At 61.7% G+C, this 19,881-nt stretch carries 18 protein-coding genes and 1 riboswitch; of the genes, 12 read left to right on the top strand and 6 right to left on the bottom strand.

Annotated elements, in window-relative coordinates; genetic code table 11:
* Positions 1–9: 9 nt before the first annotated feature.
* From fliI to fliF, 4 genes are read right to left on the bottom strand one after another with little or no spacing between them, the layout of a single operon-like run.
* The gene (gene fliI / locus AWB69_RS10655; protein ID WP_062084870.1) at positions 10–1,560 is read right to left on the bottom strand and encodes a flagellar protein export ATPase FliI; all 1,551 of its coding nucleotides are present in this window, start codon (positions 1,558–1,560) and stop codon (positions 10–12) included.
* Positions 1,554–2,228: a flagellar assembly protein FliH gene (gene fliH / locus AWB69_RS10650; protein ID WP_062084869.1), complete on the bottom strand. Its 675-nt coding sequence runs from the start codon at positions 2,226–2,228 to the stop codon at positions 1,554–1,556. The genes fliI and fliH overlap by 7 nt, the downstream gene beginning before the upstream one ends.
* The gene (gene fliG / locus AWB69_RS10645) at positions 2,221–3,216 is read right to left on the bottom strand and encodes a flagellar motor switch protein FliG (protein ID WP_062084868.1); all 996 of its coding nucleotides are present in this window, start codon (positions 3,214–3,216) and stop codon (positions 2,221–2,223) included. Before fliG ends, fliH begins: the two co-directional genes overlap by 8 nt.
* Complete coding sequence (gene fliF, locus AWB69_RS10640; protein WP_062084867.1) at positions 3,206–4,984, bottom strand: flagellar basal-body MS-ring/collar protein FliF; 1,779 nt, start codon at positions 4,982–4,984, stop codon at positions 3,206–3,208. Before fliF ends, fliG begins: the two co-directional genes overlap by 11 nt.
* Before the next feature lie 334 nt (positions 4,985–5,318).
* On the opposite strand from fliF, the gene fliE reads away from it, so the two are divergent.
* The 5 genes from fliE to AWB69_RS10615 all read left to right on the top strand — a co-directional run bounded on the left by fliE (position 5,319) and on the right by AWB69_RS10615 (position 8,555).
* Positions 5,319–5,669, top strand: coding sequence for a flagellar hook-basal body complex protein FliE (gene fliE, locus AWB69_RS10635; protein ID WP_062084866.1), 351 nt, complete (start codon positions 5,319–5,321; stop codon positions 5,667–5,669).
* 340 nt (positions 5,670–6,009) lie between these two features.
* Positions 6,010–6,423, top strand: coding sequence for a flagellar export chaperone FliS (gene fliS / locus AWB69_RS10630; RefSeq protein WP_062084865.1), 414 nt, complete (start codon positions 6,010–6,012; stop codon positions 6,421–6,423).
* Positions 6,424–6,447: 24 nt separating this feature from the next.
* A complete protein-coding gene (locus tag AWB69_RS10625) occupies positions 6,448–6,780 on the top strand; it encodes a flagellar protein FliT (RefSeq protein ID WP_062084864.1) in 333 nt (110 codons plus the stop codon).
* Between the two features lie 78 nt (positions 6,781–6,858).
* Positions 6,859–8,217 (top strand): flagellar hook-length control protein FliK, encoded by a 1,359-nt coding sequence (gene fliK, locus AWB69_RS10620; protein WP_063977784.1) that lies wholly within the window; start codon positions 6,859–6,861, stop codon positions 8,215–8,217.
* Between the two features lie 2 nt (positions 8,218–8,219).
* The gene (locus AWB69_RS10615) at positions 8,220–8,555 is read left to right on the top strand and encodes an EscU/YscU/HrcU family type III secretion system export apparatus switch protein (protein ID WP_062084863.1); all 336 of its coding nucleotides are present in this window, start codon (positions 8,220–8,222) and stop codon (positions 8,553–8,555) included.
* A 58-nt stretch (positions 8,556–8,613) separates the two neighbouring features.
* Here the strand turns inward: AWB69_RS10615 and AWB69_RS10610 are convergent, their stop codons facing one another.
* Positions 8,614–10,314: an isovaleryl-CoA dehydrogenase gene (locus AWB69_RS10610; RefSeq protein ID WP_062084862.1), complete on the bottom strand. Its 1,701-nt coding sequence runs from the start codon at positions 10,312–10,314 to the stop codon at positions 8,614–8,616.
* A 364-nt stretch (positions 10,315–10,678) separates the two neighbouring features.
* Here AWB69_RS10610 and AWB69_RS10605 point away from each other — a divergent pair, with 364 nt between their 5' ends.
* A complete protein-coding gene (locus AWB69_RS10605) occupies positions 10,679–12,358 on the top strand; it encodes an OmpA family protein (RefSeq protein ID WP_062084861.1) in 1,680 nt (559 codons plus the stop codon).
* A gap of 124 nt (positions 12,359–12,482) precedes the next feature.
* Here AWB69_RS10605 and AWB69_RS10600 read toward each other — a convergent pair whose 3' ends face one another.
* Positions 12,483–13,436: a LysR family transcriptional regulator gene (locus tag AWB69_RS10600; protein WP_062084860.1), complete on the bottom strand. Its 954-nt coding sequence runs from the start codon at positions 13,434–13,436 to the stop codon at positions 12,483–12,485.
* A gap of 121 nt (positions 13,437–13,557) precedes the next feature.
* Here AWB69_RS10600 and AWB69_RS10595 point away from each other — a divergent pair, with 121 nt between their 5' ends.
* The 6 genes from AWB69_RS10595 to AWB69_RS10570 all read left to right on the top strand — a co-directional run bounded on the left by AWB69_RS10595 (position 13,558) and on the right by AWB69_RS10570 (position 19,866).
* Positions 13,558–14,052 (top strand): CidA/LrgA family protein, encoded by a 495-nt coding sequence (locus AWB69_RS10595; protein ID WP_062084859.1) that lies wholly within the window; start codon positions 13,558–13,560, stop codon positions 14,050–14,052.
* A gap of 17 nt (positions 14,053–14,069) precedes the next feature.
* Positions 14,070–14,792, top strand: coding sequence for an LrgB family protein (locus tag AWB69_RS10590; RefSeq protein WP_062084858.1), 723 nt, complete (start codon positions 14,070–14,072; stop codon positions 14,790–14,792).
* Between the two features lie 107 nt (positions 14,793–14,899).
* A riboswitch (S-adenosyl-L-homocysteine riboswitch) is annotated at positions 14,900–15,034 on the top strand.
* A 32-nt stretch (positions 15,035–15,066) separates the two neighbouring features.
* Complete coding sequence (gene ahcY, locus AWB69_RS10585; protein ID WP_062084857.1) at positions 15,067–16,488, top strand: adenosylhomocysteinase; 1,422 nt, start codon at positions 15,067–15,069, stop codon at positions 16,486–16,488.
* 80 nt (positions 16,489–16,568) lie between these two features.
* Positions 16,569–16,919: a phage holin family protein gene (locus AWB69_RS10580; RefSeq protein WP_031364155.1), complete on the top strand. Its 351-nt coding sequence runs from the start codon at positions 16,569–16,571 to the stop codon at positions 16,917–16,919.
* 37 nt (positions 16,920–16,956) lie between these two features.
* Complete coding sequence (gene metF / locus AWB69_RS10575; RefSeq protein WP_062084856.1) at positions 16,957–17,796, top strand: methylenetetrahydrofolate reductase [NAD(P)H]; 840 nt, start codon at positions 16,957–16,959, stop codon at positions 17,794–17,796.
* Between the two features lie 435 nt (positions 17,797–18,231).
* On the top strand, positions 18,232–19,866 hold the full coding sequence (locus AWB69_RS10570) for an ABC transporter substrate-binding protein (protein WP_062084855.1): 1,635 nt from the start codon (positions 18,232–18,234) through the stop codon (positions 19,864–19,866).
* Positions 19,867–19,881: the final 15 nt, after the last annotated feature.

Raw genomic sequence — 19,881 nt, 5'->3', positions numbered from 1 at the left:
AAATTATCTTTATTCGAACAACGCATCGAGTTGGGCCAGGCTCGGTTCAAACATGGCTTGCTCACGAAATCCTTGCTGCAAAAACGCTTCGATCCGCGGATACAACGCAATCGCCCGATCGAGTAACGCATCCCGCCCCGTGGAATACGCGCCTACATTGATCAAATCGCGGTTGCGCTGGTAGCGCGACAACATCTGCTTGAACAAACGCACCCGGTCCAGATGCTTGTCGTCGATCAGCGCCGTCATCGCCCGGCTGATGGACGCTTCAATGTCGATGGCCGGGTAATGCCCCGCTTCGGCCAATGAACGCGACAGCACAATGTGGCCGTCGAGAATCGCGCGCGCTGAATCGGCGATAGGATCTTGCTGATCGTCCCCTTCAGTCAAGACCGTATAAAAAGCCGTGATCGATCCGGCACCCTCCCGGCCGTTCCCGGTTCGCTCAACCAGCGCCGGCAGTTTCGCGAACACGGAGGGCGGATACCCTTTGGTGGCGGGCGGTTCGCCGATCGCGAGCGCAATCTCCCGCTGCGCCATCGCATAGCGCGTGAGTGAATCCATCAGCAGCAGTACGTGTTTGCCCTGATCCCGAAAATATTCCGCCAATGAGGTCGCGTAGGTCGCACCCTGCATCCGCAAAATGGGCGACACATCCGCCGGCGCCGCCACCACGACCGAGCGCGCGAGCCCGTCTTCGCCAAGAATCTGCTCGATGAACTCCTTCACCTCGCGGCCCCGTTCACCAATCAGCCCGATCACGATCACTTCGGCGCTCGTGTAGCGCGCCATGGTGCCGAGCAGCACGGACTTGCCCACGCCCGAGCCCGCGAACAGGCCCATGCGCTGGCCGCGTCCCACGGTCAGCAACGCGTTGATCGCGCGCACGCCGACGTCGAGCACCTTGTGAATAGGCTCGCGATTCAGCGGGTTGATGGTCGGCGCGGTCAGCGGCGCATCGACCTTCGAGCCAAGGGGCCCAAGCCCATCAAGCGGCTTGCCCGACGCGTCGACCACGCGGCCGAGCATCTCCCAACCAACCGGCAAACGCTTGGCGCCGGCCATCGGGTCGTTGATCGGCGCGCTTTCCAGCGGATACACGCGCGCCCCCGGCAACAGGCCGGAGACTTCGGTGGTCGGCATGAGGAACAGCTTGTCGCCGGAGAAACCAACGACTTCGGCTTCGGCCATCGGGATCGAACTGCCGGCAGGCAACTCGATCATGCATTCCGACCCCACGCCCAGCTTCAATCCCACCGCTTCCAGCACCAGCCCGGCTGCACGCGTGAGACGCCCGCATGCGCGCAGCGGTTTCGAAATCTGGCTACGCGCCTTGCTTGCTTCGAGCTGCGCGCGCCAGCCATCCAGATACGGGTTGTTCGCCATATCGGCGAGATCGACGATAGTCTGCGCCGCGATTTCTTCGGCTGTCGGTTCGGCGTCATCGTCCACGGCGAGTGGCCCGAACGACGCCCGCGCCAATTCCTGTTCGAGCTCGCTCAACCCTTCCTGCGTGACGCGGCGCGCAGCGCTCACATTGACATGGGCTGAGTTCACCATGGTTGTGACCTCCCGAGCGCCGCCGCCACACGCTCCCAGCGCGTCTTGTTGGTTGCATCGACTTCACCGCTTGCCGCCTGCGCCCGGCAACCGCCGCGCTCAATATCCGGGTCGGTCCTGACCGCCCATCCCGCCGCCTGGAGCTCTTCCAGCAAATAGGCTTCGACAATCGGCAAATCCGCCGGATTCACCGTCAGATACGGCGCGCCGGCCAGCGCCGGCTCGGCCGCGATCACCGAGCGCGCGACCGCCAGCACAGCGGTCGGATCAAGTGTCAGATGCTGCGACACCACTTGCTGCGCGATGTCCAGCGCCAGCGCCGTCAGCGCTTCGGCAACAACGGCGTCGGCGGCTTGCAGCGCGGTCTTGAAGGTATCGGCCATCTGCGCCAGCCGCGCGGCTTCTGCCCGCGACTCGCGGCGGCCTTCTTCCAGGCCCTGTTCGTAACCCTGGTCATAACCGGCCTTGTAGCCCATTGCCTGACCCGCCACATGGCCCGATGCCAGTCCTTGCGCGTGCGCTTCGTCGCGAACACGGCGCAAGTGCTTTTCGAGCGCGGCTTGATCGGCGGCGCTGCGATCGGCCGGAACCGGATCGAACGACGCCATCTCCCAGCGCTGATAAGCGGTCATGCGAGCTTTCTTGGCGGCTTCGGCAGCATCAGACATACGCGTCCTCGGCCTTGCCGCCTAACTGGATCTGACCCGATTCGGCCAGGTTGCGCACGACCTGCAGGATCCTGCGCTGCTGCGCCTCGACTTCCGAGAGCCGCACCGGGCCGCGCGAGTCGAGATCTTCGGCCAGCAGTTCGGCGGCGCGCTGCGACATGTTCGCGAGGAACTTCTGCCGCAGCGGCGGTTGGGCGCCTTTCAGCGAGACGATCAGCGTTTCGGATTCCACTTCTTTCAGCAGCAACTGGATTGCGCGGTCGTCCAGTTCCAGGAGATTCTCGAACACAAACATTTGATCGATGATCTTCTGCGCCAGTTCCGCATCGAATTCCTTGACGTTTTCGATCACGGATTCTTCGTGCGCCGTCGACATGAAGTTGAGGATTTCCGCCGCCGTGCGGATGCCGCCCATCGGCGCGCGCTTCAGGTTGTCGCTGCCGGAGAGCAGGGTGGTCAGCACGTCATCGAGTTCGCGCAGCGCGGCCGGCTGGATGCCGTCGAGCGTGGCAATGCGCAGCAGCACGTCATTGCGCAAACGTTCGGTCATCAGCGCCACGATCTCGGACGCCTGGTCGCGGTCCAGGTGAACCAGGATCGTCGCAATGATCTGCGGATGCTCGTTCTTGATCAGCTCGGCGACAGCGGCCGAATCCATCCACTTCAGGCCTTCGATGCCGCTGGTATCGCTGCCCTGCAGGATCCGGTCGATCAGCGCGCCCGCCTTGTTTTCGCCCAGCGCCTTGGTCAGCACCGCCCGGATATATTCGCTCGAATCGAGCGACAGCGCGGTGTGCTGCTCGGCTTCCTGGACGAACTCGGTCATCACATTGTCGAGCTGCTCGCGCGTGACGTTTTTCAACGTCGCCATGGTCGCGCCGATCTTCTGCACCTCGCGCGGTCCAAGGTACTTGAACACTTCCGCCGCTTCCGATTCACCGATCGACATCAGCAGGAGCGCGGCTTTATTGAGGCCTTCAGCGTTCATCGGACACCCAGTTCTTGACGACCGTCGCGACGATTCTCGGATCCTGGCGCGCGACCATGCGCGCGTAATCGAGATTGCGTTCGAACTTGGCCTTGTTGCTTTCGTGACCGAGCAAACTCACCTCGGCATCCTTTTCTTCTTCAATCTGCGATTTCGGCATGGACGGGCCGTCGAGCATCGACATGTCGTCCGGTGCGCCGAGCGCGGGCGGCGGTGCGGGCGGCGGGAACGCGCGGCGCATCGCCGGCTTGACCATGCTGAAATACAGGAACAACGCCACCGCACCAATCCCCGCGTACTTCGCGAGCTGAATCGCGCGCGCGATCATGTCCGGGGTGCGCCACCACGGCACGTCGGGAATCACGGTCGAATCCACCAGGAAGGTGCTGTTGACCACGTTCACCGAATCGCCACGCTTTTCGTCGTAGCCCATCGCGTCTTTCACCAGTTGCTGGACCTGCGCGAGCTTGTCGGCGGAGAGCGGCTGCATGCTCACCAGGCCCTTGGCATCGACTTGCTTCTGGTAGTTCACCACCACCGCGACGGACAGGCGCTTGATGCCGCCCATGGGCTGCTCGTAGTGGCGCACGGTGCGGTCGACTTCGTAGTTGGTCGTGGTGTCCTTGCGCATGCTGACCGGCGCGGTTTTCCCGTCGACGCCGCTGGCGGCTGCGTCGATAGGCGCGGACGCTGCAGCCGGCGGCTGGTTCGACAGCGCGCCCGGCACGCCGCCCGCGGCTGCGCCCCCGCTGTCATTCGAAACACTCGACTGCTGACTGCGGATCGCCGTGTTTTGCGGGTTGGCGTTCGGACCATAGCTTTCGGCGGTTTGCTCGAGCTTCGAGAAGTCGATATCCGCGCTCACCTGCGAGTGCGCGTTGCCTGCACCGAACAGCGGCGCGAGGATGGCGTCGATGCGTCCCTGGGTATTACGCTCGATCTGCTGCACATATTTGAGCTGCGACGCGTCCAGGCCGTTCGCCGAGCTTTGCTGCGTGAGCAGGTTGCCGTCCTGATCGACGATGGTCACGCCCTTCACCGGCAGGTCCGCCACGCTGGAGGACACCATATGCTGGATCGCGAGGATCTGACCCTCGTCCAGCGCACGGCCGGGATAGAGATTCAGCATGACGGACGCGGTCGGCAGTTCCTTTTCACGCACAAACACGGTGGGCTTCGGAATGGCGAGATGGACGCGGGCTTCACGCACCGAGGAGATCGATGCGATGGTTTTTTCCAGCTCGCCTTCAAGCGCCCGCTGATAGTTGACCTGTTCGGCGAACTGGCTGATGCCGAACTTCTGGTTGTCCATCAATTCGAAGCCGACGGAGCCGTTCTTCGGCAAACCCTGGGACGCCAGGCGCAGACGGGTTTCGTGCACCGCGTCGTTCGGAACCAGGATCGCGCCGCCCGATTCAGCAATCTTGTAGGGGATATTGCCTTGCTGCAGCGCAGCGATGATCGCGCCGCCATCGCGGTCGGAGAGGTTGCTGAACAACACCCGGTAATCCGGCTGGCGCGACCACATCACGAGGCCCGCCACCACTACCGCCAGGATAGCCACCGCGATGATCAGCGGCATGCGCGGGTTGTTGCGGAACTGGTTGAGCGTCGCCATGCGCGGGCCGAAGCCGGCGCCGCCAAAGTCCGCGCCGCCCGAATAGCCGGCTCCGCCCGTACCTGCGGCGATCGACCCGGCGGCGCCTGGCTGCGTGCCAGTCAGACCCATGCGGGCCTCCGGGTTGATCAGGTTGGTTGTGGAATCCATGCTTCGAAACTCTCCGAGTCTTGCGTTTTCTGCGGAGTGCACCGGCGACGGCCGCGCGCACTGCAGACACTTTCATGAGAGGAATTATCCGTAAGGAGAGGTAAGTCGATTCAGCGAACAGACGCGAGTTTTGGTCCCCTTTCCCCGCTTTGCGAAATGGCGCTGCTGCTAGACTTTTTCCTAATCGGTCAGACCATGTGGCGAACCGCCCAGGCTTACACGCAGACGTGGGCCTGAGGCCCGGGACAGGCCCCGGTTCGAATTGTCCCAGAAGTGCCGCAGTCCACATGTTGCTGCCGATTTTCAGTTCCTTCCCGTTCCTTATGGAGACTTCATGGATACTTCCATCAGCCCGCTGAGTTCTGCGCTCAAGCAAATGCAGACCATGGCGACGCAAGCGGCGGGCGGAGCCGGCAACGTCGCGAGCGGCAGCGTCGTGCCCGAATCAGGTGCAGCGAGCGCCGGCAGTTTCGCCGACGCGCTGAAGTCGTCTCTCGACAACATCAGCAGCAGCCAGACCAGCGCGCTCAACGAGGCGCACGCGTTCGAAGTGGGCGCGCCAAACGTTTCGCTGAACGACGTGATGGTCGACATGCAGAAGGCGAACGTAGGGTTCCAGTTCGGTTTGCAAGTCCGTAACAAGCTTGTGTCCGCCTACAACGACATCATGAACATCTCGGTCTGAACGCAACGCCGCCTGGTTCTGCGCCATCGACCTGCCGACTATTTCCCTCCCTGGAATCCGTTGTGACGCAAAGCACGCCTAAAGCTTTTGCCACTTTCTCCGATAACCCGGATAGCAGCACGATAAACGGTCAGACAAATAGCGGGATCCTGATCAGTTCATCGGCATCGGTTCATCACGGTTTCCGTCAATAAGTGCGCTAGCGTGCAGCGCCCATGAAACGACGGAAAACGGGACCAGAGCAGGAGCTTTGCACCAACTCTGGTCGACCGCGAAAAACGGCATGGGACCAGAGTAAGCGCTAAAGCGCCAACTCTGGTCGACATAAGGAGAGGGTCGGATGTTTTCCCAGGGACACGGTGGAGCTAGCGCCTATGCACGCGTCGGCGTCCAGACAGGGGTGATGGGCGCGAGCCCGCACAGGCTGGTCGCCATGCTGTATCAAGGTGCGCGACAGGCAATCGCCCAGGCGCGGATGCACCTGCAGCAGCGCAATATCGCGGCGCGCGGCGCGGCGATCACGAGAGCGATCAACATCATTGAAAGCGGCTTGCAGCCGGCGCTCAACAGGGACGCCGGCGGAGATATCGCGGCGCGCCTGGACGCGTTGTACACCTACATGGCGCACCGGTTGCTGGAAGCGAATGTGCGTCAGAGCGAAGAAGTGCTGGTGGAGATCGATGGCCTGCTGGCGACCCTGGAGGAAGCCTGGATGGCGATTGCACCCGATGCAGCAAAAATGGCTGCGGCGTGAAGCCGCGAAACATGCTTGCACATAATGAAAACCACACAAGAATATTTCGCTCATTATGAAGCGATTGCCGCACTTTCTGCGTGCATGCTGGTCGCAGCACGCAGCGGAGAATGGGGTGAGCTGAAGGCGATGCAAAGCACGTACCGCGAGTTGATCGACGGCTTGAGAGAGGTCGATCCCAATTCCGCACTGGATGACAGCGCGCGTGCCCGCAAGTTTGAACTGGTGCGCCGGATTCTTGCCGACGACGCCGCCATTCGTGATCTCAGCGCCCCCAGCCTCGCGCGTTTGTCCGCCGCATTGTTCACGGTGAACAGGCCGGTGCGAGTTTTGAAAAAGATGATCGGGTTCCGCTAGACGCGTTTTGACGCGTTTGCGGTTCGTTGAAACCGGTTGCCGGCCGTGCAACTGGACTGTAGACCCTAGGATACTGGCATGACTGGACTGGACTCCGCCGTCGCTGCGCTGCTTGCCAGCCGCACTGACATGCTGTTGTCCGCGCTCAATACGCAGACCAGTTCGACTGCGCCTCAAGCCAATACCTCGCAACTCTCAGTCGATACCCCGCGGGTTGCCACGCCCGCGGCCGCCATCAGCGCGTATACGGCGGCTGGGCCGTCGACGCAGACCGCGTTGAGCGACATTGCACGCACGCTCTACATCATCTCGCGGTTCGGCGGCAGCGAGACGCCCGCCTTGCTTGGCAGCACGCCCCTGTGGCCCACCGCGCCGCGCCTGATCGTGGCCGCCAGCGCGTTCGAGAGCCTGACCGGGTCGTTGTTTTCCTCCAGTTCGGCGAATGCAGCGAGCGCGGTCAACCCGCCCGCGCCGCCGCTGCCCACGACCGTGCTCGCCGCGATGCTCGCCAGGACCGTCGTCGACAGCGGCCTTTTCTACGAAAACCATATCGCGCTGTGGCTGGGCGGACAGCGTTCGCTGGCGTCGATGCGAAACGAGCCTCAGGCTCGCGTGGACAAGTTGGGAAGCGCATTGCCGTCCGATTCTTTCCCGGCGTCGGCCGACGAGCAGCCCGAAGTGTGGATCGACGAAACGCTGCTTCCGCCGACGTTCACCGCCGCCGATACCCCCGACACGCTCACTCCCATGCGTCTCGTGCCGACGCCTCAAACGCCGCAGCAGGCGGCGGCGCTGGCGGCATCGGTGCGCGAGATGCCGTCGAGCCTGTTTTCATCGACCGCGCAGGGTTCGGGGACCGCGGCAGCGGGCGCGGCGCCTTCAGCCTCGCATCTCCAGGATTCGGCCGTGCAGGCGGCCGTCGCTTCCGGCATTCATCCGTCGACCCTTCCGCTGGTCCGCCAACAGCTCGACGTGCTCGCCACCGATCAGTTTCGCTGGTCTGGTGAAGCGTGGCCGGGTGCGAAGTTCGAGTGGGAAATCCAGCCGCAGAACCGCGCTCCCCATGAGCGTGACGTGTTCCAGGAGAGCGGCGCGGGAGCGGGTTCGACCGGTATCGATCGCGCGTGGCACACACGGGTCACGCTGACATTGCCGACGCTCGGCAACGTGGACGCGGACCTGGTGCTCACCGGCCAGCAACTCGTAGTGCGCTTGAATGCGAGCGAGGGCGGCGCCGCACGTCTTGCCGCCGATGGCGATCATTTCCGGCAGCAACTCGACGCCGCGGGTCTTCAGCTTGCCGGGTTGACGGTGCACGCACGAGACGCGCTGGCGGCGCTGGCCGCTGATCCGGCGCCCCCCCATTTCGCCGATACCGCGAGCGCTGTGCCATCACCATCGCCATCGCCATCGCCATCGGCCGGGAGCGACACGTGAGCATGCGCAACGATTCGCGCAAGCAGGCCACCGCGCTCACCTACGACACGAAGAACGCCGACGCCGCGCCGCGCGTGGTCGCGAAGGGCTATGGGCTGGTCGCGGAAATGATCGTGCAGCGCGCAAAGGATGCGGGGCTGTATGTGCATGAATCGCCGGAGATGGTCTCGCTGCTGATGCAGGTGGACCTGGACTCACGCATTCCGCCTGCGCTTTATCAGGCGGTGGCGGAGTTGCTCGCGTGGTTGTATAGGCTGGAGAACGGGGTGGAGGCGGGGCCGCCGCCCGAAGTGGACCCGGCAATTCCAGTGCGCAAGGGGCGTAGACGCGCGGCTTGATTCATCAAGCGTTGTATTGCCGTGCTATCCGGAAACAATCCCCGGGATGACCCCGAACCTACCCCGCGAATGCACGCTCGATCACCGCGTTGAAATCGAACGTTGCCGGCAGCGTTCCGTACACGCGATTCGCCGTTGCGCGGGCATCGCCGAGACGGGTTTCCATGAACGCCGCCGCTACGCCGGCCGGCGCGTGCTGCGCGAGCAGGACCCCTTGCGCGGTGAGCACCAGTTGCTGAGCAATTCCCCGCGCCGACGCTTCGCGCGTAGCCGGGTCGCCGCGCAGCATCGCGAGCAGCGTGTTGAGCGCCGCGCCAAGCACGCGATGTTCGCCCGCCACCGCCTGCCATGAATCGAGCAGCGCGCGGGCGGCATCGGGTTCGCGCTCGAACGCCCTGAGCACGTCGAGGCACATCACATTCCCCGATCCTTCCCAGATCGAATTCACCGGTGCCTCGCGATAAAACCGCGCCATCGGCCCCGTTTCGACATAACCGTTTCCTCCCCAGACTTCCATGGCTTCGCCCGTGAATTCCAGCGCGCGCTTGCAGACCCAGAACTTGGCCGCCGGCGTTACGATGCGGCGCCACGCGCGTTCTTCCGGCCTGCCTGAATTCTCGAATGCGCCCGCGAGCCGCATGAACAGCACGGTGGCCGCCTCGGATTCCAGCGCGAGGTCGGCGAGGACATTGCGCATCAGCGGCTGGTCGATGAGTTTTGCGCCGAACACGCGCCGATGCCGCGCGTGATGAATCGCGTGGATCAGCGCGGCACGCATCAACGCGGCGCTGCCGATCACGCAATCGAGACGCGTGAAGTTCGCCATTTCGATGATCGTCGGTACGCCGCGTCCTTCGTCACCGATCATGACACCGTAGGCATCGAGGAATTCGACTTCGCTGCTGACGTTCGAACGGTTGCCGAGCTTGTCCTTGAGCTGCTGGACCTGCACGGCATTCTTCGATCCGTCCGGTGCGAAACGCGGCACGTAGAAGCAGGAAACCGGGCCGTTTTCCTGGGCGTTATCGTCCGTGCCGTCCGTGCGCGCCAGAACGAGATGGGCGTCGCATTGGGGTGCGGAAAAGAACCACTTATGGCCGATCAGCCGATATTCACCGCCCCGTCCGCCTGCGCTTGTCGCAACCGCGCGGGTCCTGTTGCTGCGCACGTCCGAGCCACCCTGTTTCTCGGTCATGCCCATGCCGACCATCATCGACTGCTTGCCGGCGCCGAGCGGGATATCGCGCGGATCATGCTGACGGGAGAGCAATTGCGCCTGCAGGGTCGCGTACAACGCGGGCTCCTGCTGCAGCACGGGAATGCTGGCGAAGGTCATGGTCAGCGGGCACAACGAACCGCTTTCCAGTTGTGCGTGGAGAAAATACCCGGCGGCACGCGCGGCCATGGAGCCGGGTTTCGGCGCGGCAGTTTCGAACGGCAGTGAGTGAAGGCCTTGCTCGCGCAGCATGGAAAGCAGCGTGTGCCACGCGGGATGAAATTCGATTGCATCGATACGCTCACCGCGCGCGCTGAACGGGTGATGCTCCGGCGTATGCCGGTTGGCCAGGTCGGCGAGCGCAACAATATCGGGATGGGTGAGCGCCAGACCGTCGCGGGTGAGAGTGTCGAGGTGCCACGCCGCGCCTTCGCGCTGGATGGCGCCGACCAGCGCCGGGTCGCTCGAGAGCGCGTTGTAACGCTCGAGCGGCGGGGCCTGGTTGGTGACTTCGTGTGTCTGGCCGTAGGTGGGTGAGTTCATCGGTTGCCTCCTTGATGGCTTGCCGCTTCACATTCGTTTTCCCGTCCGCTTCAATGCTCCGGATTATTTCTATGCCCGAGGTTAATCCCGAAAAGAGTATCGGTTAGTGATGAACGGCGTTGTTTTCCCGAAGTTTGCTCCTCGATTATGCGACGCGTCAGGGTGGTTTTCACTCGTGCCGATAAAACCCGGGCCTGTCTCCAATGACGAGCAAAAAACCTTCCCACGGGCAAAATCGCCGCGCCCTTTGAGGTATTTCCGATTTTTAGTCCGAAGTCCTTATTTACTCGATGCCGAACCTATAATCGGCGCCGCCCTATGAGGGCGGAACGCGCAATCACGCAAGTAAGGAAAAGGCAATTCAATGAGCATCAATGTTATTCAGCTGGTACAGGGCGCTTTGACCGAAAGCGTGTTGCAACAACTCGCTACAAAACTGGGCGTCGCCCCCGAAGCAGCGAAGCGTGTGGTCGGCATGATCGCCCCCGCGCTGGTCGGGTCGTTGATGAACAAAGCCGCATCGCCTGAAGGCGCGCGCAGTTTGTTCACTTCCATCATGTCGCCGGATTCGAACGCCAATATTGTCGAGATGCTGCCGCAACTCGTCCACGGCGACGGCCTGCAATCGTTGCTCGCGTCGGGTATGCGGCTCGCGAGCGGCGTGGCGTCCGAAGAGCGTGTGAACGCGCTGAGCAACGCGGTGGCAGCGAAGACTGGTGTATCGGTTGGCGCCACGCATGCGTTGGGTGGCATCGTCACAACGGCACTGTTCGGCATGCTAAAGCATTATTTCTCGAAGTCCGACGGCAACGTTGGCCAGTTGCCCACGCTGCTCGGCCATCAGTTGCCGATGGTGAAGGCAAGCATGACGGAAGACATCGCCGGCGCGCTGGGCCTGGGCGGCGCGACCAGTTTCCTGTCCGGCGTTGCCGCGCAGATGAAAGCGGTGTCGTCGCATCTTGAACACCCGTCGACGGTCGGCGCATCGGCTGCCGTCAACTCTTCGCTCGACCGGATCGTGATGGAACAGAAGGCTGGATCGAAGAAATGGTGGTGGCTGGCTGTAGCTGCCGCACTTGCTTTGCTGGCGTTGCTGTTCGGCCGTAGCTGCGGCAACCAGACGCCGCTCGCACCGGCACCCGCTGCGGCTCCTGCTGCAGCCTCCGCCGCAGCGCCGGTGGTGACATCGACTCCGGTGGTTGCTGCTGAAGCGGCTTCGGAACCTGCTCCGGCTTCGGCACCCGCTGCCGCACCCGCACCGACCAAGGACGCACTGCTGACATTCACCGTCGACAAGCTCGGCGCACCCGCTATTCGCGCAACGGTCGGCAGCGAAGAAGAGAAGGCCACGCTGCTCGCCGCACTGACGGCGAAGTTCGGCGCGGATCATCTGAATGCGACCATCGCCGTCGATCCCGACACCAAGCCGGCCAGCTGGCTCGACAAGCTCGACGGCCTGTTGCCGCTGATGCAACTGCCGGGCGCGGAAGCCAGGTTGTCGGGCGAGAAGATCGAGTTGAGCGGGTCGGCTGCAGACGTGCGCAACGGCTGGATGGACAAGCTGAAGTCCTTGTTCGGCGCTGGTTTTACCATCGGCACCTTCGACGTCAAGCAAGCGGTTGAAAGCGCGAAGGAATCGTTCATGAGCGCGTTCTCGTCGCTGAGCGACGATTGTTCCGCAGCCGATGTCGCCAAGGTGCTGAACCTGCAAGTCATCAATTTCCGCACGGGTTCCGACGTGCCGCCGCAAGACGCGCAACTGGCATTGGCGAAATCGGCACAAGTGCTGAAGGCGTGCGAGACGAACGGCAAGCCAGTCAAGCTGAACGTGGGTGGTTACTCCGACAATGTCGGCCAGGCGAGCACGAATCTGGCGTTGTCGAAGAAGCGGGCTGAAGCAGTGCGCGCATTCCTCGTGAAGCATGGCGTATCGGCTGATTCGCTGACGGCGCAAGGTTTCGGCGATGAGCACCCGATCGCGGACAACTCGACGGCCAGCGGACGTTTCGCGAACCGCCGGATCGACTTTGCCGTGCAGGAATGATCGGCTGACCGGACGCCGCCGAGGGTCGACATCGGCGTAGTAACTAAAAACTAAAACCCCCTGTCCCGCGCGAGCGGGACAGGGGGTTTTAGTTCATGGCGTGGCGCTTACTATTACTGCGTTGCTATCTCGGCGCGGCGTTGCGCACGCGTGCCGGAAATCGCTCGGCCGGGCCTTGCAGGAAGTCATCGCCGAGATTGGCCGGCAAGGTTTGTCGAACGACCTCGAGCCACGCGCGCGCCGCATTGGACAGGTAACCGTTACGCCGCCAGCCCACGGCCATATCCCAATGAATTTCCGGCGCGACGACCGGTCGGCAGGTGAACGCGTTGACATCGAGCCGCCGGCAATACGGCGCGGGCAGCAATGCAATACCGACGCCCGCCTGCACCAGCGCCGCCATGAAATCCCAGTGGCCGCTGCGCCCGACAATAGTCGGTGTGAACCCCGCTTCGCGGCAGGCGGTCAGCACGAGATCGGACAACGCCAGGCTTTCGCCGTAGAACACGAACGGCTCCGGTGCCAGATCGGCGAGCCGCACGTCAGCCGCGGCGTCCCAGCGCGAGCCTTTTGGCGCGACGAGCCAGAGCAACTGGCGGCTGATCGGCAGCACGTCGAACGTGGCGAGATCGACTGGTTGCAGCACGCCGCCGAGTTCCAGTTCGCCGTCGATCAGCGCCGCCTCGATCGCCTTCGAGCCGCGCTCGAACAGCTTCAGCTCCACTTTCGGATAGCGCTTCTTGAATGTGGCAATGGCCGGCGTGAACAGCGATCCGCCCATTGGCGGAATACCGATAGTCAGCGTGCCGCGCCCGAGTTTGCCGAGATCGTTGAGTTCGGCTTCGAGTTGCGCGTGCGCCGCGAGTACTTCCAGCCCGCGCTGATAGACGATCTGGCCGGCGTCGGTGAGCACCATCTGGCGGCTTTCGCGCAGCAGCAGCGGCGAACCGATTTCGTCCTCGAGCGACTTCACCATCTTGCTGATGGTCGGCTGCGTGACGAACATTTTCTCTGCCGCAGCGGTGAAGCTTTTCTGCTTCACGACCTCGACGAAATACCGCAGCGATCGTAATTCCATACATACCCCTTGAATTCCAGATTGGAATGCATTTGATAAGTTTAAGTCATTTTTATTATGCTGAGTCGCGCGCTATATTCGCCTGCAGGTTAACCCTTATTAATTAGCAGAAAGGTGTGCCATGTCCCTTCCCGCCAAGGTTTTGCGCTTATCGGCACTTCCGGCCGAGGCTTGCGCCGCCGCTGCGTCAAGTGCATCAAGTGGCGCGTTCGGGCGGTTTGTGCGTATTGCGCTGCAGAGCGCCGGGCTTGCTGCGATCTGGCTGCTTGCTGATTTCGCTGTGCGCGCTTTCCACCTGCCTGTGCCGGGCGGTGTAGTCGGATTGCTGATCTTGCTCGCGCTGCTGTTCTGCGGTGGCGTTGCGCCGCGCTGGGTCAAGGCGGGCGCGGACTGGCTGCTCTCCGACATGCTGCTGTTCTTTATCCCCGCCGCGGTTGCGGCCGTCCAATACGGTGGTTTGTTCCGGGAAGACGGCTGGAGGCTGGCGCTGGTCGTGGTGTTCGGCACGCTGATGGTGATGGTGGCCGTGGCGTTTGCCGTGGAACAGGCTTCGAGGCTCGAACGCCGGCTGGAATTGCGCCGCATAACGGCTGCGCGCCACGCCGCCCGCGCCTGACTTTTGCCGCTATAGCGATGACCCCTCTCTACGACTTCCTATTCGCCGATGCCGCCGCGCGTCCGATCGCGGCGAGTTGTTTCGTGCTGACGGTGGTGTTGTATTTCGCGTCGAAGCGCCTTTACGCGCGTTTCCCGCTCCCGTGGCTCACGCCGCTGCTGACCGTTCCGGTCGCGCTGGTCGCGATGGTGCTGTGCGCGCGCATTCCGTACCCCGTTTATTTCGCCGATACCCGCTGGCTCATGTGGCTGCTCGGGCCCGCTACGGTTGCGTTCGCCGTGCCGATTTTTGAATACCGGCAATTGCTGAGAAAGCATTGGTTGTCGCTATCGGTGGGTGTGACGGTCGGGATTCTGGTGGCTGTCGGCGGTTCGCTGGTACTGGCGAAATTGCTGCATTTGTCGCCGGAATTGCAGCGGAGCCTTGCCACCCGATCGGTATCGACACCCTTTGCGCTCGCCGTCTCCGACAAGCTTCATGCGCCGAAGGATCTCACCGCGTTGTTCGTGATCGCGACGGGCGTGGTCGGCATGCTGTTTGGTGAAATCGTGCTGGCGTTCGTGCCCTTGAGATCCCGCCTCGCCCGCGGTGCGTTGTTTGGCGCGGCGGCGCATGGCGTGGGCACGGCGAAAGCGCGCGAACTCGGCAGTGAGGAAGGTGTAGTCGCCAGCCTGACGATGATGATTGCCGGCGTGGTCATGGTGTTACTGGCGCCGGCATTGGCATTTTTGCCATTCTAAGGCGTGCGGAATTTCGTCGGCGCCTGGGGATTTTGCTGCGGGCGCGGGTAAAACAAAGCCCGCACTCAAACGCGCTCCCTTCATCCCAATTTGCTACAATCCCAACTCGCTTCGAGGAGCGTTGCGACGGCTTTCATCTACGAAGGCCGCCAGGCTCGAAGCATTCAATCGGACGGAGTGACCGGCGCTTTCAGACCAGTAAGCGCTTGTTGAACCACCGCATCGAACGGCGCTCACGTCAAATTTCTATATTTCCATTAGAAAGGAGGGCGTGATGAACGCCGCAGTTCTCGATTCAAACACCAACAAAGATTTCGTTGTCGCCGATATGTCTCTTGCTGCCTGGGGCCGCAAGGAACTGAATATTGCTGAAACGGAAATGCCCGGCCTCATGCAAACGCGTGAGGAATACAAGGTATCGCAGCCGCTGAAGGGCGCGCGTATCGCGGGTTCGCTGCACATGACCATCCAGACCGGCGTGCTGATTGAAACGCTGACCGCACTTGGCGCGGACGTCCGCTGGGCATCGTGCAACATCTTCTCGACGCAGGATCACGCTGCTTCGGCTATTGCACAGGGCGGCGTGCCGGTGTTCGCATTCAAGGGCGAATCGCTCGACGAATACTGGGAATTCTCCCACCGCATTTTCGAATGGCCGAACGGCGAATTCGCCAACATGATCCTCGACGACGGCGGCGACGCCACGTTGCTGCTGATCCTCGGCTCGAAGGCTGAAAAGGACCGCTCGGTCATTGCAAAGCCGGAAAACGAAGAAGAAATCGCGCTGTACAAGTCGATCGCCGCTCACCTCGACATCGACCCGGCGTGGTACTCCAAGCGCCTCGCGCACATCCAGGGCGTGACGGAAGAGACCACCACCGGCGTGCATCGTCTGTATCAGATGGAAAAGGAAGGGCGCCTGCCGTTCCCGGCCATCAACGTGAACGACTCGGTCACGAAGTCGAAGTTCGACAACCTGTACGGCTGCCGTGAATCGCTGGTGGACGGCATCAAGCGCGCCACCGACGTCATGATCGCGGGCAAGATCGCGGTCGTGGCCGGTTATGGCGATGTGGGCAAGGGCTGCGCGCAATCGCTGCGCGGTCTGGGCGCAACGGTGTGGGTCACGGAAATCGACCCGATCTGCGCGCTGCAGGCAGCAATGGAAGGTTACCGGGTGGTCACCATGGAATATGCCGCCGACAAGGCCGACATTTTCGTGACCGCGACGGGCAATTTCCACGTGATCGGCCATGACCATATGAAGGCGATGCGCAACAACGCTATCGTCTGCAATATCGGTCACTTCGACTCGGAAATCGACGTTGCCTCCACGCGCCAGTACACGTGGGAAAACATCAAGCCGCAAGTCGATCACATCATTTTCCCCGACGGCAAGCGCATCATCCTGCTGGCTGAAGGCCGCCTGGTGAACCTGGGTTGCGCGACGGGCCACCCGTCGTTTGTGATGTCGGCTTCGTTCACCAACCAGACGATCGCGCAGATCGAACTGTTCGTGCACGGCGACAAGTACGAAAACAAGGTGTACGTGTTGCCCAAGCACCTTGATGAAAAGGTCGCGCGTCTGCATCTGGGGCGTATTGGTGCTGAACTGACCGTGCTGTCCGACTATCAGGCCAGCTATATCAGCGTGGACAAGATGGGTCCGTTCAAGCCGAACCACTACCGTTATTGATCGCGGTTTAGTCTCAAGGCGTGCGTGGGTTTGATCAAACCCGCGCACGCGACCTTTCCCCAAGTACCAGGAGACTATCGATGTCCGTGCTGCTGACCTGGCTGATCAACGCGCTTGCGCTGCTGATCATCACTTACCTCGTGCCGTCGATTCACATTCGCAGTTTCGGCACCGCGCTGATCGTCGCGATCGTGCTCGGGCTGATCAATACGTTCCTGCGTCCGTTGCTGGTGCTGCTTACGCTGCCGGTGACCATTCTCACGCTCGGGTTGTTCATCCTCGTGGTGAATGCGCTGTGTTTCTGGCTGTGCGCTTCGTTGCTGAAAGGCTTCGAGGTATCGGGTTTCTGGTCGGCTTTCTTCGGCTCGATTCTGTACAGCATCGTGTCCTGGCTGCTGTCGGCGCTGATTCTCGGTCAGCGCAACTTCTAAGAACGCGAGTGCCTTGCGCGCGCGTTCCACTCTTCCCATGAAACCGATCGAACTCTCATTCGAGTTTTTCCCGCCGAAAACGCAGGAAGGAATCGAGAAATTGCGCGCAACCGGCGCGCAGCTCAAGATGCTCAACCCGAAGTTCGTCTCCGTGACGTTCGGCGCGGGCGGTTCCACGCAGCAAGGCACGCTCGATACCGTCGTCGAGATGATGAAGCAGGGACTCGAAGCGGCGCCGCATTTGTCGTGCATCGGGTCGTCGAAGGAGAGTCTGCGGGCCATTCTCGGCGCGTATCGCGAGCATGGCATTCGTCACATTGTCGCGTTGCGTGGCGACTTGCCTTCGGGCATGGGCGAAGTCGGCGAGTTGCGGTACGCGTCGGAACTGGTTGGCTTCATCCGGGCCGAGCACGGCGACTGGTTCAACATTGAGGTCGCGGCGTATCCCGAATATCACCCGCAGGCGCGTTCGCCCAAGTCCGATCTGGAAAACTTCGTGCGCAAGGTGCAGGCCGGCGCGAACTCGGCGATCACGCAGTACTTCTTCAACGCGGACGCGTATTTCCGTTTCGTCGATGACGCCCGCAAGCTCGGTGTCGACGTTCCGATCGTGCCGGGCATCATGCCCATCACGAACTTCTCGCAGCTGATGCGTTTCTCCGAGATGTGCGGTGCGGAAGTGCCGAAGTGGATTGCCCGCCGCCTGGAAAGCTATGGCGACGACAAAGAAGCTATTCGCGCGTTCGGACTGGATGTGGTGACCGGTTTGTGCGAACGGCTGGTGAAGGAAGGCGCGCCGGGGCTGCATTTTTATACGCTGAACGGCGCGGCCGCGAGCAAGACGATTTGCGAGCGCTTGGTTTTGCCTAAAGCCTGATGTTTATGTATTCCCCGCGCGGCATTCGCCGCGCGGTTCTCCTCCCGTTTTTCGTGTTTCCCCTCTCAGTGTTTAATCACCTTGAAACATTGTGCATAACGAAACATGATGGACTCGTGTTTTCGGCGCGCAACAATCCGAGCCATTAACTTATATTTACATTTCTTTCGTGCTACGGTAGCGCCCGAATTCGCCGTGGTGCGTGGGTTTTCCGACAAAGCGTGAATCGATGAAAAACGCGCTGAATCGATCAAAAACCCCGATAACTCGAAGAAGTTAAGCGAAAACACGACCTTTTCAACTTTGTGGCCTGGCTTGCCGGACACACGTGCAGGCGCTATTTCCCATAGGGAATTTCGTCGCCTTGTTCCCCCCGGCAAAGCTCAGTAATATCGCGCTACGCTGGTTTTAGCCGGCACCGATCCTGGAGGAAACATGAAGAAAATTGGCCTGTTACGAGCCGCTCGTCTATCGATGGCATTAAGCGCCGCCATCGCGGCATCGCTCGTAACCGCGAGCGTCGCTCATGCAGCACCCATTCCCAACAAAACGCTCGTTTACTGCTCGGAAGGCAGCCCGGCCGGTTTCGATCCCGCTCAATACACGACGGGCACCGATTTCACTGCAAACACCTTCACGGTCTACAACCGCCTTGTGGAATTCGAGCGCGGCAGCACGAAAGTAGAACCCGGTCTCGCGGAAAAGTGGGATGTATCGCCGGATGGCCTGACCTACACGTTCCACCTGCGCCATGGCGTGAAGTTCCAGACCACGTCGTTCTTCAAGCCGACGCGCGATTTCAACGCCGACGACGTGCTCTTCACGTTCAACCGCATGCTCGACCCGAACCAGCCGTTCCGCAAGGCTTACCCGGCGTCGTTTCCGTACTTCACGGACATGGGCCTGGACAAGCTGATCACGAAGGTCGAAGCAGTCGACCCGTACACGGTGAAGTTCACGCTGAAGGAAGTCAACGCACCGTTTATCCAGAACATGGCGATGGAATATGCATCCATCCAGTCGGATGAATACGCCCAGCAACTGTTGAAAGCGGGCAAGGCGTCGGACATCAACCAGCAGCCGGTCGGCACGGGTCCGTTTATTTTCCGCAGCTACACGAAAGACGCGACCATCCGTTTCGACGGCAATCCTGATTACTGGAAGCCGAACGCAGTCAAGATCTCGAAGCTGATCTTCTCGATCACCCCGGATGCCGCCGTACGCGTGCAGAAGCTCAAGAACAACGAATGCCAGGTGATGGCGTATCCGCGCCCGGCTGACATTGCACCGCTGAAGGCCGACACGAACCTCGACACGCCGTCGCAAGCGGGCTTCAACGAAGGTTACGTGGCGTACAACACGACGAAGAAGAACGTGGAAAACGTCGATGTACGCCGCGCGCTGGACATGGCGATCAACAAGAAGGCGATCATTGAGTCGGTGTATCAAGGCGCAGGTCAGGCCGCGATTGCCCCAATGCCGCCGACCGAATGGTCCTACGACAAGAACCTGAAGATTCAGCCGTACGACACCGCCGCGGCCAAGGCGCTGCTCGCGAAGGCAGGTTTCCCGAACGGTTTCGAAATGAACCTGTGGGCCATGCCGGTACAACGTCCGTACAACCCGAACGCACGTCTGATGGCCGAAATGATCCAGGCCGACTGGGCGAAGATCGGCGTGAAGGCGAATATCGTGTCGTATGAGTGGGGCGAGTACATCAAGCGCGGCCACGCAGGCGAACACGACGCCATGCTGATTGGCTGGACGGGCGACAACGGCGATCCGGATAACTGGCTCGGCACGCTGCTGGGTTGCGAAGCGGTCAACGGCAGCAACTTCTCGCACTGGTGCTACAAGCCGTTCAACGACCTGGTGATCAAGGGCCGCAATACGTCCGACCAGGCGCAGCGCACGCAGGCTTATATGCAAGCGCAGCAAATCTTCGCTGATCAACTGCCGTTCTCGCCGATCGCTCACTCCACGGTGTATCAGCCGACGAGCAAGAAGGTGATCGGCATGAAGATCGAGCCGCTGGGTTACCTGCGTTTCGACGGCGTTGGCGTGCAGTAAGCTGGTAGCAGTACG

Origin of the sequence: Caballeronia udeis (genome assembly GCF_001544555.2) — a bacterium.
Classification (GTDB): Bacteria; Pseudomonadota; Gammaproteobacteria; order Burkholderiales; family Burkholderiaceae; genus Caballeronia; species Caballeronia udeis.
Note: the sequence above shows the minus strand (reverse complement) of the source record. Positions and strands in the feature narration are given on the sequence as shown.

Excerpts from the sequence above, each read along its gene's own strand:
- fliF (WP_062084867.1), bottom strand. The coding sequence starts at position 4,984 with ATGGATTCCACAACCAACCTGATCAACCCGGAGGCCCGCATGGGTCTG.
- ahcY (WP_062084857.1), top strand. The coding sequence starts at position 15,067 with ATGAACGCCGCAGTTCTCGATTCAAACACCAACAAAGATTTCGTTGTC.
- AWB69_RS10625 (WP_062084864.1), top strand. The coding sequence starts at position 6,448 with ATGAAAACCACACAAGAATATTTCGCTCATTATGAAGCGATTGCCGCA.
- fliH (WP_062084869.1), bottom strand. The coding sequence starts at position 2,228 with ATGTCTGATGCTGCCGAAGCCGCCAAGAAAGCTCGCATGACCGCTTAT.
- metF (WP_062084856.1), top strand. The coding sequence starts at position 16,957 with ATGAAACCGATCGAACTCTCATTCGAGTTTTTCCCGCCGAAAACGCAG.
- AWB69_RS10570 (WP_062084855.1), top strand. The coding sequence starts at position 18,232 with ATGAAGAAAATTGGCCTGTTACGAGCCGCTCGTCTATCGATGGCATTA.
- AWB69_RS10610 (WP_062084862.1), bottom strand. The coding sequence starts at position 10,314 with ATGAACTCACCCACCTACGGCCAGACACACGAAGTCACCAACCAGGCC.
- AWB69_RS10595 (WP_062084859.1), top strand. The coding sequence starts at position 13,558 with ATGTCCCTTCCCGCCAAGGTTTTGCGCTTATCGGCACTTCCGGCCGAG.
- AWB69_RS10605 (WP_062084861.1), top strand. The coding sequence starts at position 10,679 with ATGAGCATCAATGTTATTCAGCTGGTACAGGGCGCTTTGACCGAAAGC.
- AWB69_RS10580 (WP_031364155.1), top strand. The coding sequence starts at position 16,569 with ATGTCCGTGCTGCTGACCTGGCTGATCAACGCGCTTGCGCTGCTGATC.
- fliI (WP_062084870.1), bottom strand. The coding sequence starts at position 1,560 with ATGGTGAACTCAGCCCATGTCAATGTGAGCGCTGCGCGCCGCGTCACG.
- AWB69_RS10590 (WP_062084858.1), top strand. The coding sequence starts at position 14,070 with ATGACCCCTCTCTACGACTTCCTATTCGCCGATGCCGCCGCGCGTCCG.
- fliE (WP_062084866.1), top strand. The coding sequence starts at position 5,319 with ATGGATACTTCCATCAGCCCGCTGAGTTCTGCGCTCAAGCAAATGCAG.
- AWB69_RS10600 (WP_062084860.1), bottom strand. The coding sequence starts at position 13,436 with ATGGAATTACGATCGCTGCGGTATTTCGTCGAGGTCGTGAAGCAGAAA.
- AWB69_RS10615 (WP_062084863.1), top strand. The coding sequence starts at position 8,220 with ATGCGCAACGATTCGCGCAAGCAGGCCACCGCGCTCACCTACGACACG.
- fliS (WP_062084865.1), top strand. The coding sequence starts at position 6,010 with ATGTTTTCCCAGGGACACGGTGGAGCTAGCGCCTATGCACGCGTCGGC.
- fliG (WP_062084868.1), bottom strand. The coding sequence starts at position 3,216 with ATGAACGCTGAAGGCCTCAATAAAGCCGCGCTCCTGCTGATGTCGATC.
- fliK (WP_063977784.1), top strand. The coding sequence starts at position 6,859 with ATGACTGGACTGGACTCCGCCGTCGCTGCGCTGCTTGCCAGCCGCACT.